Annotated in this window: 15 protein-coding genes; 13 read left to right on the forward strand and 2 right to left on the reverse strand. The window is 35.2% G+C overall.

Going from position 1 to position 16,955, the window contains the following annotated elements; genetic code table 11:
• Positions 1-69 precede the first annotated feature (69 nt).
• On the forward strand, positions 70-291 hold the full coding sequence (locus PGC35_RS08450; protein WP_053589864.1) for a YneF family protein: 222 nt from the start codon (positions 70-72) through the stop codon (positions 289-291).
• Between the two features lie 21 nt (positions 292-312).
• Here the strand turns inward: PGC35_RS08450 and PGC35_RS08455 are convergent, their stop codons facing one another.
• Together PGC35_RS08455 and PGC35_RS08460 are read right to left on the reverse strand one after the other, a co-directional pair.
• Positions 313-1,242 (reverse strand): alpha/beta hydrolase, encoded by a 930-nt coding sequence (locus PGC35_RS08455; protein WP_375218856.1) that lies wholly within the window; start codon positions 1,240-1,242, stop codon positions 313-315.
• An 11-nt stretch (positions 1,243-1,253) separates the two neighbouring features.
• The gene (locus PGC35_RS08460) at positions 1,254-2,150 is read right to left on the reverse strand and encodes a hydroxymethylglutaryl-CoA lyase (RefSeq protein ID WP_056829394.1); all 897 of its coding nucleotides are present in this window, start codon (positions 2,148-2,150) and stop codon (positions 1,254-1,256) included.
• 84 nt (positions 2,151-2,234) lie between these two features.
• On the opposite strand from PGC35_RS08460, the gene PGC35_RS08465 reads away from it, so the two are divergent.
• The 12 genes from PGC35_RS08465 to PGC35_RS08520 all read left to right on the forward strand — a co-directional run bounded on the left by PGC35_RS08465 (position 2,235) and on the right by PGC35_RS08520 (position 16,911).
• Entirely contained in the window at positions 2,235-3,416 is a 1,182-nt protein-coding gene (locus PGC35_RS08465) for an acetyl-CoA C-acetyltransferase (RefSeq protein WP_375218857.1), read from the forward strand.
• 18 nt (positions 3,417-3,434) lie between these two features.
• Positions 3,435-3,686 (forward strand): YqkE family protein, encoded by a 252-nt coding sequence (locus tag PGC35_RS08470; RefSeq protein WP_053589860.1) that lies wholly within the window; start codon positions 3,435-3,437, stop codon positions 3,684-3,686.
• Between the two features lie 212 nt (positions 3,687-3,898).
• A complete protein-coding gene (locus PGC35_RS08475) occupies positions 3,899-4,021 on the forward strand; it encodes a hypothetical protein (protein ID WP_375218858.1) in 123 nt (40 codons plus the stop codon).
• Positions 4,022-4,059: 38 nt separating this feature from the next.
• The gene (locus tag PGC35_RS08480; protein ID WP_275785187.1) at positions 4,060-4,743 is read left to right on the forward strand and encodes an HAD family hydrolase; all 684 of its coding nucleotides are present in this window, start codon (positions 4,060-4,062) and stop codon (positions 4,741-4,743) included.
• Between the two features lie 580 nt (positions 4,744-5,323).
• A complete protein-coding gene (locus PGC35_RS08485) occupies positions 5,324-7,024 on the forward strand; it encodes a polysaccharide deacetylase family protein (protein WP_375218859.1) in 1,701 nt (566 codons plus the stop codon).
• Positions 7,025-7,039: 15 nt separating this feature from the next.
• Positions 7,040-8,275 (forward strand): DegT/DnrJ/EryC1/StrS family aminotransferase, encoded by a 1,236-nt coding sequence (locus PGC35_RS08490; protein WP_375218860.1) that lies wholly within the window; start codon positions 7,040-7,042, stop codon positions 8,273-8,275.
• A gap of 44 nt (positions 8,276-8,319) precedes the next feature.
• A complete protein-coding gene (locus tag PGC35_RS08495; protein WP_375218861.1) occupies positions 8,320-10,158 on the forward strand; it encodes a ligand-binding sensor domain-containing protein in 1,839 nt (612 codons plus the stop codon).
• 27 nt (positions 10,159-10,185) lie between these two features.
• Positions 10,186-11,253 carry a dienelactone hydrolase family protein gene (locus tag PGC35_RS08500; protein ID WP_056829402.1) on the forward strand — a complete coding sequence of 356 codons (1,068 nt, stop codon included), beginning with the start codon at positions 10,186-10,188 and terminating at the stop codon, positions 11,251-11,253.
• A 73-nt stretch (positions 11,254-11,326) separates the two neighbouring features.
• Entirely contained in the window at positions 11,327-12,757 is a 1,431-nt protein-coding gene (locus tag PGC35_RS08505) for an extracellular solute-binding protein (RefSeq protein ID WP_275785106.1), read from the forward strand.
• A gap of 60 nt (positions 12,758-12,817) precedes the next feature.
• The gene (locus tag PGC35_RS08510) at positions 12,818-15,088 is read left to right on the forward strand and encodes a heparinase II/III domain-containing protein (RefSeq protein ID WP_375218862.1); all 2,271 of its coding nucleotides are present in this window, start codon (positions 12,818-12,820) and stop codon (positions 15,086-15,088) included.
• A 78-nt stretch (positions 15,089-15,166) separates the two neighbouring features.
• Positions 15,167-15,796: a YesL family protein gene (locus PGC35_RS08515; RefSeq protein WP_275785110.1), complete on the forward strand. Its 630-nt coding sequence runs from the start codon at positions 15,167-15,169 to the stop codon at positions 15,794-15,796.
• A 185-nt stretch (positions 15,797-15,981) separates the two neighbouring features.
• Positions 15,982-16,911, forward strand: a complete 930-nt coding sequence (locus PGC35_RS08520) for an ABC transporter permease (RefSeq protein ID WP_375218923.1) — start codon at positions 15,982-15,984, stop codon at positions 16,909-16,911.
• Positions 16,912-16,955 lie beyond the last annotated feature (44 nt).

Below are 16,955 nucleotides of genomic sequence, written 5' to 3' on the forward strand. Positions count from 1 at the left end.
AAAGAATCTATAGTATAATTTTCAGTGGTGTCTTGTACACGTAGACAAGAACGTAAAGGAGGAGAAAGTATGCAAACTTGGATTTGGATTGTTATTGTAATCGTTGCATTAATTGCTGGAGCTGCAATAGGCTTTTATGCTGCACGTCAATATATGATGAAATATTTAAAAGAAAATCCACCTATTAATGAACAAATGCTTCGTATGATGATGGCACAAATGGGTCGCAAGCCTTCTGAGAAACAAGTAAAACAAATGATGAATCAAATGAATAAAATGCAAAACAAATAAAAGCACTCAATGGAGTGCTTTTTATTTGTTTAATAAATTATTTTGTTGTAAAAAGTCCGCAACAACTTGTTCGTATTCCTCGCTATTTTCATTGAAAGATTTTGCATGTGCCCCAATATCAAAAAACTTTAATGACTTAGGACCTTTTTTCTTTTCGTACAATTCTTCTGTCATTACCGGAAGAATAAAATCATCCTCTAAACTATGAATAAACAACACCGGTTTCTCTATTTGATCCACCACATCAATCGGAGATACAAGATTTAATGTATAACCATCTCGCATTTTTAAAAATAAGTTAGCGAAGCGAATAGCTAAGCTGGATCGAAGAGGGGTTGTTTGTCGCATAATATGAAGAACTTGTTCTTCAAAATTTGAAAAAGAACAATCGGAAATATAGAAATCAGCATCATCTATTATGGAGCCTGCATATAGTATCATAGTCGCAGCACCCATTGATTCTCCGTGTATCCCTATGATTGCATTTTCTCCAGCACGTTCTCTTACTGCTTCTACAATAGATTGCAAATCAATTTTTTCATAAAATCCAAAACTTGTTGTTTTTCCACCAGAATCTCCATGCCTACGATGATCATAAACGACACTGTTAAATCCTAATCGTTCGAACATGCGAACAAAACGAAGAGAATTAATTTTATTTTCTGTTACTCCATGACATATAATTACGTAATTATTTGTTTGAAGCGGTTCTACAAAAATAGCTTTAAGCGAATATCCATTTATCGATTCAATCCACTTCTCTGTTTTATTCACAGCACGAAACCAAGCTTCGTCTAATCGTTTTGATGTTATCTCCCTATTGAGTATAAAGTCATCTTCTTTTTTCTTCATATACATTAGTTTATTAGTGACAAAATAACCAAAAACAGTGGCAGTAGCTGTTAAAATACTAGTTAACAAACTCGTCCATATGATTACACGTTTTTTCATTGCATCAACCCCTATTTGCTTTTAACTAGTTTATACATACCGGTCTCAATTGGTCTAGACACAAAAGGAGCAACTGAATCAACAGCTTCAATTAATAAATCAAGGTTAATATCCGTTTCAATATCCATTTGATGTAGCATATTCACGACATCCTCAGTTGCTACATTTCCCGTAGCACCCGGCGCAAATGGACATCCGCCTAAACCACCAGCTGAACTATCAAAACGATCAACCCCTGCTTGGAGTGCAGCAAATATATTAGCTATACCCATTTTTCGTGTATCATGGAAATGAGCAGTGATAAGTGTTTCAGGAAATTCTCTCTTCAGTCGTTCAAACAGTATATAACTTTCTTTTGGATTAGCCATACCTATTGTGTCTGCAACACTTAATTCATTTACTCCCCAAGAAACAAATTCTCTACATAACTCGATAGTTTTATTGGGGTCAATTAATCCTTCATATGGACAATAAAAAGCAGTGGAAATGCAAGCACGTACAAAATGACCCTCATTTACTAGAACTTCCACAAGCGGTTTGAGTCCGATCATACTCTCTTCGGTCGTTTTATTGATATTTTTTTTATTAAATGTATTTGATACCCCTACAAATACCGCAAAATTATTTGCCCCCGCTTGTTTTGCGAGTTCAATTCCTTTTTCATTAGGTGTTAAAACAAATTGCCTTCCAAATTTAGTAGTATTACCTACTATTTCTTTTGCATCCTTCATTTGTGGAACCCATTTTGGTGATACAAATGATGTGAGCTCCATTTCCTTTACACCAGCTTTTTGAAGTTTCTCGATAAACTCTAATTTAACTTCAGTTGGTACTTCATTTTTTTCGTTCTGTAATCCATCTCTCGGACCGACCTCGATAATTGTCACTTTTTTTGGTAAACTGAACATAATCATCCCTCCATCTATATTGTAAGGAATGGATGGTTAAACAAGCAAATTTTATTATAGGGGTTTAAGAGGAGGAGTTTAACTGTGACAAACGAAGTAGTTATTGTAAGTGCTGTTAGGACAGCAATCGGATCTTTCCAAGGGGCATTGAAAGATATACCTGCAACAAAATTAGGTGCTATTGTTATTGAAAAAGCGTTAGAAAAAGCAGGGATCGCTAAGGATTCTGTAGATGAAGTTATCATGGGAAATGTCCTGCAAGCGGGCTTAGGACAAAATCCAGCAAGACAAGCTTCGATTCAAGCAGGATTACCAGTTGCTGTTTCAGCATTAACAATAAACAAAGTATGTGGTTCAGGTCTTAAAGCAATCCATCTAGCATCTCAAGCTATTATCGCAGGAGATGCAGATATAATAGTAGCAGGTGGAATGGAAAATATGAGCCAAGCTCCTTATCTATTAAAAAATGCTAGAGACGGTTTCCGAATGGGAGATCAAAAAGTTGTAGACAGTATGATTTCTGATGGTTTGTGGTGTGCATTTAACGATTATCATATGGGAATAACAGCTGAAAATCTTTGTGACCAATTCAATATTACAAGAGAAGAGCAAGATTCATTTTCTGCACGTTCCCAAGCTCGTGCAGCAAAAGCAATTGAAGAAGGAAAATTTGTGGATGAGATTGTTCCAGTAGAAATTCCTCAACGAAAAGGAGATTCAATCATATTTGATACCGATGAATATCCGAAAAAAAGGTCCACTCAAGAAAAATTAAGTACTTTACGCCCAGCTTTTAAAAAGGATGGTTCTGTAACGGCAGGAAATGCTTCCGGAATAAATGATGGTGCAGCAGCGGTAGTTGTTATGTCTAAAGCAAAAGCAGACGAATTGGGCATAAAACCATTAGCTACGATTGTTGCAAATGCATCTGCTGGGGTAGATCCAAGTGTTATGGGTATTGGTCCAGTGGAAGCAGTGAAAAAGGTTCTAAAAAAATCAAACCTTTCACTAGCGGATATCGATTTAATTGAAGCAAATGAAGCCTTTGCTGCGCAGTCGATTGCTGTAGATAGAGAGCTTTCATTTGATCATGATAAACTAAACGTTAATGGTGGTGCTATAGCTTTAGGCCATCCAATCGGAGCAAGTGGAGCAAGAATTTTTGTTTCTTTACTTCATGAAATGGAGAAAAAGGATGCAAAAACTGGATTAGCGACACTTTGTATCGGTGGAGGACAAGGGGTAGCTACAATTATTAAGCGTTAATAAAAGAAGGTGAAACATTTGGCAAAGAAAAAACAAAGACAGCCTGTTAAGCCAGCTGTTCAAAAAGAAGAAGGAAATGGTTTGTTTGATCAACTTTCCTCTGATGTGCTTGCTAAACTAAAAGAAACAAAGAAACAATTAGTAGCAGAAGAGCAAGAAAAAGAGGAAGAAAGACAAGCAATGCTTGCATTTGAAAAAAAGCAAAGAGAGAAGAACAAATCATTTGCAGAATTACTAGATGAGTATGGGGACAGCGGTTCAAAGTTTTAATAGAAGACCTATTCGCTTCGGCGGATAGGTCTTTTATTTATTTTTATGATTGTGGTCCTGTGAATTGACAAGTGCATAAAAGGTAGAATGTAAGGTGGAGGAAACGATGCTTATCTTTTATACCCTCTTTTAACCAATAGTTCCTCTATAGTGGTAATATAAATTAAATTAACTAAAAATATTATATTCTATCATTAGTAAAGGGGAACTATATGACTTTTATCGTATGGATAGTTTTTGCAGTTGCAGCTGGAGCAATATTTGAAGCCACAATTTCAAAAAAAAAACTTAGAGAAAAGATTCAACGATTTAGAGGTAGAGGTGGAACTCCTTAAATATGAGGATAGAAAAAGAAAAGAAAGGGGAAGTACAAATGATTAAAGCAATCATTTTTGATCTTGATGGAACGTTGTTAAACCGTGATGAATCGGTAAAGAATTTTATTGACGATCAATACGAGCGGTTTAAAAAATGGGTAGGCAATATTCCAAAAGATACATATACGAAAAGATTTATTGAGTTAGATTGCAGGGGTTATGTATGGAAAGATAAGGTCTATCAACAATTAGTGAGAGAGCTAGAGATAGAGGGAATTGACTGGCAGTACTTATTACAAGATTATATTTCTCAATTTCCGAATCATTGTGTTCCATTTCCTAATGTATTAAGCATGCTGGAAAAACTCAAAAAAAATAATTTAGTTTTAGGAATGATTACGAATGGATTTGGGGACTTTCAGATGAATAATTTGAAGGCATTGGGCATAGAAAAGTATTTCAAGGCTATCCTCGTGTCTGAATGGGAAGGAATTAAAAAACCAGATCCAGAGATATTTGAAAGAGCATTAAAAAAACTCCAAGTAAATCCGAACGAAAGTATATTTGTTGGTGACCATCCGGAAAATGATGTCATAGCATCTAGAAACGCTGGTATGATTAGCATTTGGAAGAAAGACTATCAATGGGATACATTTGTAACAGAACTATATGTAAATGATTTAGCTGAACTTCCTTCTATTATTGAAGAGGTAAGAACAAATCTATGTAAAGGAAAATAATATCATTTGCAAATTATTCAATTCGTTTTAAGAATGAATACATGTCCAGCTGTAGAAAAAGTACCCCGAGAGTTCGTCTCTCACCTTGATTTCCTTCATTTCATCACGTAATTCTCCGGGTGAAACAGCTTTTTTCCGTTTTCTTCACGATCTAGATTCAGCTCTTCTTGAAGCTTTTCCTCACTTTTTAAATTAGCCAACACTAGTCGATTGGAGTGGAAGGCGCGAAGACCACGAGCCGAAGCACCGGGACTAAGTGTAGCGAAATTAATTTCTCGACGAGCTTGCGCAGGAGCAAGGGAGAAGGCTGAGGCCGTGCCCGTGGAAAGCGTAGCGAATGAAACGGAAATCGACGATTTCTTACTATGTATTGTAAATAAAAAAGACTATAGACAATTTCAAATTTCTTTGAGTTTGTCTACAGTTTGATGTCCTTTGTATGTATAAAACCATTAAAATAGAATTTATAAAATTTTCGAAAAATTAATTGATTAATAATTGTATTTATACTACTATTTAATAAAAGGTTATAAATACATGTCGTATACATGTATTATATGTTCTGAGAGGTGATGTTAATATGAAAATGGCTAAACTGGGAATCGTTTTTGATGAAGAAGAAGCGGAGTTACGATGGTCAAAAGGACAGAATATTTTTGAGAAATATTTATTTGAAATTCTTGATCATTTCAGACTACCATATGAAAAAATTGATATTTTGGGAGAATATGAAACATTTGATGTTTTGATGATAGCTCAGTGTCAAGTAAGCATAAATACTACTTCAAAAATATTAGAATATGTTAATGCTGGAGGAACAGTGATTTCATATGGTGGATTGGAAAGTGCTAGAGAATTATTAGGTTTTTCTAAGAATTTAGAGCCTATTAAAGGATATGCTCATTTGTCTAGCTTTCTAAATCAAAGTGTTCCATTGCGTTTTCTTCATGCGGATCCTTGGAAGAATGAACATAACCGTTTGAAAGTAATTGAAATGGGTTTGATCAATGAGACAAAGAATGGGCAAGAAGCAACTGCATTACAACGGATTAAATATGGTGAAGGGATAATAGAGCGTTGGGCAGTTTCCATTCCAAGTACAATAGTTGGGTTGCAACAAGGTACTCAACATGTGATTGAAGATGGAATACCAGCTCCTGATGGTTCGGCAAACCTAGACGAAAATATTTTAAAGGCGGAAGACGGTTTTGAATTAGACTGGGTTTTAGACAGAACTTATTCAGAAACAGGGATGCTTTATTTCCCACACCCTTATGCTGACTTGTGGAAAGAAGTTATTGTTGAGCATCTATTAAAATGTGTTATGGAAAAAGGATTGACACTTCCATTTTTAGATCTGTGGCCTTCTGATGTGAAATATGTGGCTATGATATCCCATGACAGTGATTTAAATGTCGATGAATCAGCTGAAATAACATTAGATACCCTAAAATCTGAAAATGTCCAATCAACTTGGTGTATGATAGCGCCAGGATATAGCTCTTTGATCTATGAACAGATTAAAAGAGATGGACATGAAATTGCTTTACATTATAATGCACTAGAACAGGAAGATGGAGTTTGGTCAGAGGATGCCTTTACATCACAATTAAAGTGGATAAAAAAAGCAGCAGATACTCAAGACATTATTTCAAATAAAAATCATTATACGCGTTACGAAGGCTGGGGAGATTTATTTGCGTGGTGTGAAAAAAATGGGATACAAGTAGATCAATCAAGAGGCCCTAGCAAAAAAGGGAATATTGGCTTTTTGTTCGGAACCTGCCATCCTTATTTTCCAATATCATGGTCGGATGAAAAGAATCGTTTCTATGACGTTTTGGAAATTGGTTTTTTAACGCAAGATTTAAATCATAATACGCTTTCAGACGTTAGTGTAATTCAGCCATTCTTAGATGGTGTAAAAAGGGTAAACGGAGTGGCTCATTTTCTTTTCCATCAGTTTCATATTTACAACCAGCCGAAAGTACGTGAAGCAATTCTAGAATTAATAACTACTGCCAAAGATCAGGATTTTACGTTTTGGACCAGCCGGCAAATCAATGATTGGGAAAGGGAACGTCGAAAATTATCTATAACAGGCATAAGTGAATCAGGAGAAATTGAATTAACTGGATCAATGGATAGAAATGACTTTGTAATCCTAGTTCCATTATCCAAAAATCAAAACTTAGATACAAATAATTTGGAGATAGTACAAAGATTTGGGTTTAATTGTAAACAGGTCTCAAAAACAGCTGAGATTCTGAAAGAAGCCTAATTTGGGGGACTTATTATGGGGGAAAATATTCTGGCTTTAAAAGGTGGATCAAAGGTGAAAACAACTCCTTTTGGTACTGGCCAACGTTTTGGACTTGATGAGGCAAGTGAGTTGTTGGAAGCTCTTGAGCAAAATACATTATTTTATCATTTTGGAAATAAGGTTAAACAATTTCTGAATGATTTTAATGATTTATACGGAGTTGAATATAGTGTCGCTACATCCTCTGGTACTGCAGCGCTTCATGTAGCCCTTGGTGCTGCTGGAGTTTCAGTTGGGGATGAGGTTATAACAAGTCCAATTACAGATCAAGGGACGGTAATCGGAGTTCTTTACCAAAATGCAATACCTGTGTTTGCTGATTTGAATCCCTATAGCTATACAATGACCGCTGAAACAATTGAAGAAAAAATAACTCCGAGAACAAAGGCAATCATTGTAGTTCATTTGGCTGGCAACCCATGCGATATGGACCCCATCATGGAACTTGCGAAAAGGTATAATCTCAAAGTCATTGAAGATTGTGCACAAAGTTATCTTACGACATATAAAGGGCGTTTAACTGGCACAATTGGTGACTATGGGTGCTTTAGTACAAATGATTTTAAGCACATTTCTACTGGAGACGGAGGAATTGTGACTGTTAACTCAGGCTCAGAGTCGGATTATTTCACTACTCATGCATTTGCTGATAAAAATTATCACAGACAAGAAACGTCCGTCTTAAAGGAGTTAGAGTACTTAGCGCCGAACTACCGTATGACAGAGTTACAAGGTGCCGTAGGTATTGCACAGTTAAGAAAGCTTAACTGGATCTGTACAAGACGAAATGAGTTAGGGGAAAAGTTAAATCACGGTCTAAGTGCTATAAATGGAATTAACCCGATGAGAATTACTAATGGGGGTTGGTGTAGCTATTGGTTTTATATGTTGACCTTAAACACGGAACATTTATCCTGCTCGAGAGAAGAATTTTCAGAAGCTCTATCTGCTGAAGGAATCCCTAATCAGCCGGGATATATTCCTAAAGTCTTATATGCACAACCATTATTTCAAAAAAAACAAGCATATCTAAATAGCCACTTTCCGTTTGAAACTGCTACGTATGACTACTCTATTGGTAGCTGTCCAAACGCCGAGCGTATACTTGAGACAGCAATTCGATTAAATATTAGTGAATTTTATACCAATCAAGATATTGAAGATATGATTGCAGCTGTAAATAAAGTTGCTTCCTATTATGTTTTGTAAAATGAAACTAGAAGGAAAGAGTAGTTTGCGAAAGGAGAGCCAAAGTGCATAAAGCTAATTCACATTTTACTGACTATGGAATCCCTGTTTCTGCAGAAGAAGAAAGAACTGCTGCGATGTGCATTAATGTAGATAGAGAAATTAGATTTGTTATTGCTGCAAAAGGATTTGTCCTAATAATTAATCCTGAAAACGGTTATTCAAAACAAGTATTTTTTCCTGATAACAACCTAGAGTATCCTTTCTCATCGTTTAGCAGTAATGGGTTATTTTATACAGGCGCTGGAACAATGTTCATGGTATTGGATCCTTTTCTAGAGCGCTTTGTATATTATAGAGTCATAAAAAATGGAGAAGAAATTCTAGGTTTTAGCTTTGGAGAGGATAAGGTTGGGAATATTTACTTCACTTCATATCCGCACTGTCATTTACTCTGTTATCATCCTAAAACAAAAGAAATTGTTGATTTTGGCTCTATGGATTCATCAGAAAAATATCCAGGTAGTTTAGCGATTGATCAAATGGGCTGGGCGTATATAGGGATTGGAACAGAAAATAAAAATATCGTTGCCTTTCATCTTGAGAAAGGCTATAAGAAAAATCTAATCCTGGATTTACAGAGGCAAAAGGGAGCAGGTTATGTCTACTTGGGAGAAGACGGAAAAGTTTATGGACATACGGACGCTTCTGACTTAAAGGATGTGAATTATTCCTTACGTTGGATGAAATTTTCTGATGGAGAATTCCAATATATAGACAGTAACGAATTATCTCCATCCTCCTTCTCTGGAACAGGCTTTCAAAAAATTCACCGTAATCTTGAAACAAATTATCAAGTCATTTTATACAGTCTGTCGGAACGTATCATTCGTATGATTCATAAAGAAACTGGAGAATCAAAAACAATAACATTCACATATTTTTCGGATGGAGCAATTTTATCTACTTTATGTTTTGGTCCAGATGGACATATTTATGGCACCTCTATGCATCCGTTGCAATTTTTTCGATTTGATATCTCAACAGGTAAGACTACCAATTTTGGTGGTCAAATAATCGAGAAAGGCGGAGGAGGGAATATTTGTGCATATGCTTCCAATGGAAGTTTGCTTATTGGGGTTGCCTATGCAGGAGGTAAGCTATATGTGTTTGATACTTCAAAGGCATTCATATATAAAGATAACCCTAAGTTAGTGTTACAGGAAGAGAAAATTCATCGACCACGTTGTGCAATTGCACTAAGTGATAGGCAACATATCATTTGGGGAGGATTCCCTGGATATGGAATGGTTGGGGGTGCGTTGGGCATCTATCATATAGAAACAGAAAAAAACCAATTGATTACGCATGAAAATGTTGTGGTCAACCAAAGTACTGTCAGCCTTGCTGAATTAAGCTCAGGAGAAATCCTTGGGGGAACAAGTATTGAGACACCAGGTGGAGCTCAGTTAAGAGAAAAGGAAGGTTGCTTATATGTTTTAGATTGGAAGTCTAAAGTAGTGAAACATAAATTTACTCCTATAAAAGGTGCAAGAGAAATTTCCTTGATTTATGTGGATTCATTCGACCGTGCTCATTGTCTAACAGATCAGAGTGTTTATTTTGTGTGTAATCCCTATCAACAAGAAATACTTTATCAACAAGACTTATCTAGCTGGGGGAATGTAATTAGAGAAGGATTTGTATATGATATAACTTCTAAAACACTCTTTTGTCTCTTAAGTAAAACATTGCTTAAAATTGAGATTAGTAAAGAGAAGGTTTATGAACCGAAAGTAGTCCAAAGATTGGTACGGGAAGCCAGTAGTGGGATCGTCTTTTTTAATAAACAAATTTTTTACGGTAGTGGAAGTCATTTATTCAGTATTCAGACAGAGAAATAAATAGTTGATTTGGAGTGGACACAAACCATGTATACATTAAGAACGTTGGAAAAAGAGGGTGCACCACCTTTACTAAGAAACGTAAATGACTCGAATGATTGGATGAACAAAAGAACCACCATATTAAATGATTGGCTGAAGTGTATAGGTGGTATTCCCCCTTTAGTAAAAACCAACAAAAAGATTATCTCTTGGGAGGTTTACGCTGACTATTACTTAATCAGGATTAGGTATGCCTCTGTCTATAATGATTGGGTACCCGCAAACCTGTTAATACCAAAATCCATTGAACAAGGCGAGTTAAGAAAAGAGAGCGATGTTATAAACTTATTACATGCTAATAACAAAAATAAGTTCCCTGCAGTTATTGCTTTGCACCCAACGAGTGATAACGGAAAGGAAGATATAAGCTCCTCAAGCGGAAGAGAAAACAGAAAATATGCTCTAGAGCTTGTTAAAAGAGGCTATATTGTTTTAGCCCCTGACACTATTACTGCAGGAGAAAGAGTCCACCAAAACGAAAAGCCATTTCAAACTGCTTCTTTTTATAAAAGTCATCCAGAATGGTCCGCGGTAGCCAAAATGATTGTAGACCATCAACAAGGAATAAGCTTGTTGGAAGAGCTAACTATAGTAGAACATTCAAAGATTGGTGCAATAGGTCATTCTCTTGGGGGCTATAATAGCTACTTTTTAGCTACTGTTGATAAAAGAATAAAAGCTGTCATTTGCAGTTGTGGATTCTCGCTATTTGAACAAGACCCTGAGATACATCGTTGGGGTAGAAGAGAATGGTTCACCCATTTACCTAAAGTGAGTGATTATCTAGATGATGGAAATGTACCATTTGAGTTTCATGAAATTGCTGCCCTTGTTGCCCCAACCCCATTTTTTTTATGGATGGGTCAAAACGATAAAATATTTCCACATTGGAAGCCAGCAGCAGTAGGTTTAGTTGAACTAAATTCTTTATATGATTGGTTGGGGGAAGGTGAAAAAATAAAATATCTTATAGGAAACTCTGGACATGATTTTCCGTTTGAGATCCGTCAAATTGCCTATTCATTTCTTGATTATTGGTTGTGTAAAAAATGATTTAAAACATCTTTGCAAAACATTCCATTCTCATTTAAAATAGGGCAATCAATCTGTAGGGGAGTTGTATTTATTGCTAAAACGTAAAAGTGAATTTGAAAACCGCTACAATAAGTTTATCCATGCTCTAAAAGACGAAATAATAGCAGGGAAAATTAAACCTGGGGAATTTATTCTTCCTGAAAATACATTAAGTAAGGTGTATGAATTAAGTAGAGTATCCATAAGGAAGGCCTTGGCCGAGCTAGTCGATGAAGGTCTTATTGAAAAAATACCTGGAAAAGGCAATAGAGTTACTATTCCTAATGAAACACAAAAACAGACGATTACTCTCGGCTGGTTTTCGAATTCCTATGAAATTGAAATTATTAGACAGATTATTAGACGTTTTGAACAACTTAATCCTTTTACTAAAGTAAATCTTCGAATATTACCAAATAGTCAATACGTATACAATCTGACACAATCCCTTGAACATGAAAATGGACCGGATGTATTTATTGTTTCTGATTATCATTTCCGTGAGCTGATGGAAACGAATCGTTTGGATATTCTGGAGCCTTATTTGCCTGAACACATTGATCCAGAGAAGGATAGCTATCAAAAAGTATTTGAAATGTTTTCAGTTGATCAGGAAATTCCTGTAACGCCATTTGTGTTTTCACCAGTTATGATCTGCTACAACCGACGAATGTTTGAGGAAGCTGGTATTTCAAAGGATTTCAAGATGGAAAATTGGAATGACTTACTTGAACTGGCACGCCGGACAACGAGAGGTTTAAATAATAACAGTTTAATAAATGAATATGGCTTTTGCTTTTCGTCTTCCACTAATCGTTGGCCAGTATTTCTCTTGCAAAATGATGGGAAATTTATGGAAGATGATCTGTCCAATTCGATCATGAATAGTAAAGAAAATAGTGAAGCTCTAAATTTCTGTGGTGATTTAATGTATAAGCATCAAGTCTCTCCAATATTCTCTCATGGCAGTAATGAGTTAGCTGAAAATCTTTTTATGCGTGAAGGTGCTGCAATGATCTTAACCACCTATTACTTTATGAATGAATTTAGAGATCACAAGATTAAATGGGATGTTCTTCCACCACCTAAAAAAAAGGTGCCGGCAAGTCTTCTCCTAGGTGGTGCTCTAGGAATTAGTGCAAGTAGCAATATAAAAGAAGCTGCACAGGCTTTTGTAAGTTTTATGGTCAGTACGGAAGCACAAACTCTAATAAAGCAAAACGGCTGTACAATTCCAATGCTTCGCTTTGTTGCGGAAGATAATAATTTACTACAACCTGGAATACATCCAGAAAACTATAATGCTTTTAAAAATGTAATGAAGAGTGTGTATACAATTAGAGATCTTAATTTGACGATCGATGAGTTTGAGTTAGTTGAACGGGAAATGCAATTCTTTTGGGCTAATATGGAAAAAGCTGACGAAACGTGTAAAAGAATTGAGGACTTAATAAATCAAAAACAAGCTACTGTTAAGAAGTAAATGTAGATATACTTTATTAAACTTGGATAATCAGAATAAATAAGGGGTGTAATAGTTGTTATGGTATTATCCCAGTCTCTAAAGTCAATAAAGCCAAATCCTAGGATTCTAATGAATGAAATGGAAATAAGAGAAATTAAAGCTCGAGTGGAGAAAAACGAATTTAGTGACATTTGGAAAAATACTATAAAATTGGCGGAGTCATATATTGTAGAACAAGGTTTTACTTTGTCCTATCCAAGCTGTTCTGTAACGTTGGATATCACTTTACCTCTGAAGCAATTAGAGCCTATTGGCGACCCCCCTGGATATACTGATTACCCTTTTTGGACCATGTTTTCTCGCGCAATTGAGGAAAGAATCAATGTTTTAGCATTTGCCTATGGAATGACTAAGGAAATAAGGTTTGCTAATAAGGTGAAGGCGTACCTTATTGAATTATCTTCTTTTACTAGATGGTTTGAATTTCCGCATAGGGGTTCAGAGGGGAATTTAAGTAATGCTCATTTCACAATAGGAGCAGCAATCGGGTATGATGCAATTTATAGCACGTTATCTATGAACGAAAGAAGAAAAATTAGGGATGCTATATTTACAAAAGGTTTACAGCCATTTAAAAAGGATTTTAACAATCATGACAGTCATAATATAATTGCTTCAAAAAAAGTTGCAATGTTTATTGGTTCACTTGCCATATATGATAGCGATAATAAGGATGAACTCAAGCCATTTTTGTTAAACGCCTATAGTTATCTAAGAGATTATTTAGATAATAGGATGAAGGATTCTGATGTTGAAGGTTTGTTGTATTTGAATGTGGCCGCACGGCATATTTTAATGGCTGCAGATATTTTTTATCGTTCTACCGGAGATGATGCGTTGCTGAAGCATTCGTATTTTAATTTTCTGCCAGATGTTTTTATTTACATGCTTGGAACAGGAGGAAAAACGAGCTTTGTTAACTTTTCGGATTCTTTTTACAGCTTGGATATTTCCTTCACAATGGCAATATTAGCATCCAAAAATCAAAATCGTATTGCTAGCTGGTACATAAATAAATTCTCAAATAGTAAATTGGAAACATTGATCCATACAAATGGCATTCCTGACCCAATAGAACCAGAAATTTATTATAAGAATAAATATGCTAATATATTTTCTAGGATTGGCTGGGCTGCTCTTCGAAGTGGTTGGAAAGAGGAAGATCACCTCTTGGCTTTTAATTCAAGTCAATCAGCTAAAGACCATAACCATTATGATCAAAATAATTTTATATTACATGTTGCAGGCGAATGGTTAATAACGAATCCTGGATATCAGGATTATGTAGAAGGTTCTAGAAGAGATTTTACTATTGGAACTGTTGGACATAATAGCATGCTTATGAATGGTGTAGGACAAACACAAATGGGGAGCAGTAAGTTTGTAGATTGGTATACTTCCGCAAACTTTTCCTACGTTATTGGTGATGCAACGCACGCTTATGATGCAAGTGTCTCAAAATGGGAAAGAAAAATTTTACACGTAGACAAAAGCTATTTTATTCTGGTTGATAAGTTAGTGAAGGAAAAAGCAGATAGCATTCCTAGCTTTCTATATCATACAACTTCTCCCATATTCGCAAATGAAAAGATATTAATGGCGGGAGAAAAAACAGAAGAAAACAGGATAGATTTTAGAGGTGAAATAGCTTCAGTATCTCTGTACATTTGCTATCCCCACCAAACAATTAAGAGTATTGAGCAATATGAAGGAGCAGAGGAGTACGGATCATATCTTTCAGTGGTACCTAGTGAGAAGGAAAAGATGCAATACCTAATCACTATGCTTGTTCCCAAAGTTTCAAAAAGTGATATCTCTTATTCAATGAATAGTAATAGACCATTTTTTCAAATGCAAGTTAGCCGTATAAGTGAGGGCATTACTGATTATATCCTTATAAATGAAGATAGAAAAAGTGCCTTACAAATTACGGATAATGGCGTGATTTGTCTTCATGGAGAACAGGGATGGGTTTCATTTCATCTCACCGATAACTCTCCAAGTAAATTTTCACTAATGAATGGTAGCTTTCTGAAGGTGAAGGATGACACTTTTATTAAATCGACAGAGAAGATGAATATCTCCGGCTATTTTGAGGAAACAGAGGCAATGCTGCAAATTGAACTTCATAAAGTTACTCAAATTTTTATAAAAACTGCTCCTCCTACAAAGATATGTATTAATGGTGAGGAGGAAAAGGGTAAATACGATGTTTTCTATAATACAAAACAAGGCTTGCTAGAATTTAATTTGAAGAATGGAACGTATAACGTCGATTTATTCTTTTGATTTTCAAAAATGAATAAAATCTGTGAAATAAAGACTGAATTTTCGATAATTAATTTCGTTCTAAAGAGGGGTGAATATATGGAACTTACTGGATGGAGGGGCACTATATTTCGTTACTTGGACTTAGCTATGAAACTTGCATATCTTAATATTCTGTGGGGTGTGGGAATTGTGATTGGGGCAGGGGTTGCTGGCTTCTTTCCTTCTAGTGTAGCAATGTTTTCGGTCCTAAAAAAGTGGATGCATGGTGATGACATCGAAATTAACATGTTTTCGCATTTTAAAGACGAGTACCGCAAGGAATTTATTAACGCAAACTTATATGGGTATGCATGGACTATTTTAGGGCTAGTCATATATGTAGATTTACTGTTTTTTCGAGGTATTTCAACACTATGGGGACTGTTAATTTCCTTTTTCTTTTTTATTCTTGGTTGCATTTATATTGTAGCTTTACTTTATGCTCTTCCGATTTATGTCCATTATAAACTTAATTTTAAGCAATATTTTAAAAACTGTTTACTTATTGTCCTTTCCAACCCTCTCTACTCAGTGATGATGGTGCTAGGTTTTTACTTTCCGTATTATTTTATGATTAAAATTCCGGGATTGCTTCCTTTTTTTGGTGGTAGTCTGATTTGTTTTATATTAATGACTATTTCAAGCAAAGTGTTTATCCTTTTTGAAGGAAATAAAAGAACAAATTAAGAAAAAAATAGAAAAAATATCCCTGAAAAATATTGAATAATTCTAAAATTTAAATTATTATTATATAAATACATGTAATATACATGTAATCTATAGTAGCTTTCTAGTTTAAGAGAAAGGGGTAATTAGTTATTGGAACTAAAAAAAAGAATATTGATACACTTGATTCGACTTTAGATGTATCAATCAAAATCCCGAAACAGAAAAGAAAGAATTCTATAAAAAAGAAATTATGGCTTGATCGCTATCTATTACTTCTAATTTTACCTGGTATTTTGTATTTTCTCATTTACCGTTACATTCCAATGGCTGGAATTCTTTTAGCATTTAAGGATTATAGTCCATTTCGTGGTTTTTTTGATAGCCCCTGGGTAGGGTTAAAATATTTTAAATTGATCTTTGAGGATGCAGAAGTCATTCAAGTCATATGGAACACCTTACAAATCTCTTTGTTACAAATATTTTTTGCTTTTCCAATTTCTATCATACTTGCCTTAATGTTAAATGAAATAAGGAATCAGCTTTATAAAAAGTTTCTTCAGTCTGTCGTTTATTTACCGCACTTTTTATCATGGGTGGTTGTAGTAGGAATAACAGTTATTTTTCTTAGAAGTGAAGGATTGGTAAATAGTTTTCTAGTAAATTTTTTGGACATAAACCCAATCCCTTTTTTGACTGATCCAGCAATGTTCAAGCCGATTGTCATTTTTCAAGTAATCTGGAAAGAATCCGGGTGGGGAACAATTCTTTTCTTAGCAGCGTTGTCCGGTATCAGTCCTCACTTATATGAGGCTGCTGTAATGGATGGAGCTAGTCGATTAAGACAAATGTGGCATATTACATTGCCAGCATTAAAAAGCACAATTGTCATCTTGTTAATTCTTCGTCTAGGAAATGTAATGGACAGTGGTTTTGAACAAATATTTTTAATGCTAAATCCTTTTAATATGGAGTCTGGGAATGTTCTTGACACATATGTCTACTTCAAAGGAATACAGCAGGCGAATTTTAGCTTTGCTACAGCTGTAGGCTTGTTTAAAGGAATTATTGGTTTAGTGCTGGTTGTACTAGCAAATAGGCTCGCTAAAAGGTTTGGCGAAGAAGGTTTATATTAATATGTTAATATTTTCTTTATCTTTGTTTAAGTGAGGGGGTTAGG

This window comes from Psychrobacillus sp. PGGUH221, from assembly GCF_042055255.1.
GTDB lineage: Bacteria > Bacillota > Bacilli > Bacillales_A > Planococcaceae > Psychrobacillus.

Coding starts and splice junctions, on each gene's coding strand:
- PGC35_RS08490 (WP_375218860.1), top strand. CDS start 7,040: ATGGGGGAAAATATTCTGGCTTTAAAAGGTGGATCAAAGGTGAAAACA.
- PGC35_RS08450 (WP_053589864.1), top strand. CDS start 70: ATGCAAACTTGGATTTGGATTGTTATTGTAATCGTTGCATTAATTGCT.
- PGC35_RS08515 (WP_275785110.1), top strand. CDS start 15,167: ATGGAACTTACTGGATGGAGGGGCACTATATTTCGTTACTTGGACTTA.
- PGC35_RS08485 (WP_375218859.1), top strand. CDS start 5,324: ATGAAAATGGCTAAACTGGGAATCGTTTTTGATGAAGAAGAAGCGGAG.
- PGC35_RS08480 (WP_275785187.1), top strand. CDS start 4,060: ATGATTAAAGCAATCATTTTTGATCTTGATGGAACGTTGTTAAACCGT.
- PGC35_RS08455 (WP_375218856.1), bottom strand. CDS start 1,242: ATGAAAAAACGTGTAATCATATGGACGAGTTTGTTAACTAGTATTTTA.
- PGC35_RS08475 (WP_375218858.1), top strand. CDS start 3,899: ATGACTTTTATCGTATGGATAGTTTTTGCAGTTGCAGCTGGAGCAATA.
- PGC35_RS08500 (WP_056829402.1), top strand. CDS start 10,186: ATGTATACATTAAGAACGTTGGAAAAAGAGGGTGCACCACCTTTACTA.
- PGC35_RS08460 (WP_056829394.1), bottom strand. CDS start 2,150: ATGTTCAGTTTACCAAAAAAAGTGACAATTATCGAGGTCGGTCCGAGA.
- PGC35_RS08510 (WP_375218862.1), top strand. CDS start 12,818: ATGGTATTATCCCAGTCTCTAAAGTCAATAAAGCCAAATCCTAGGATT.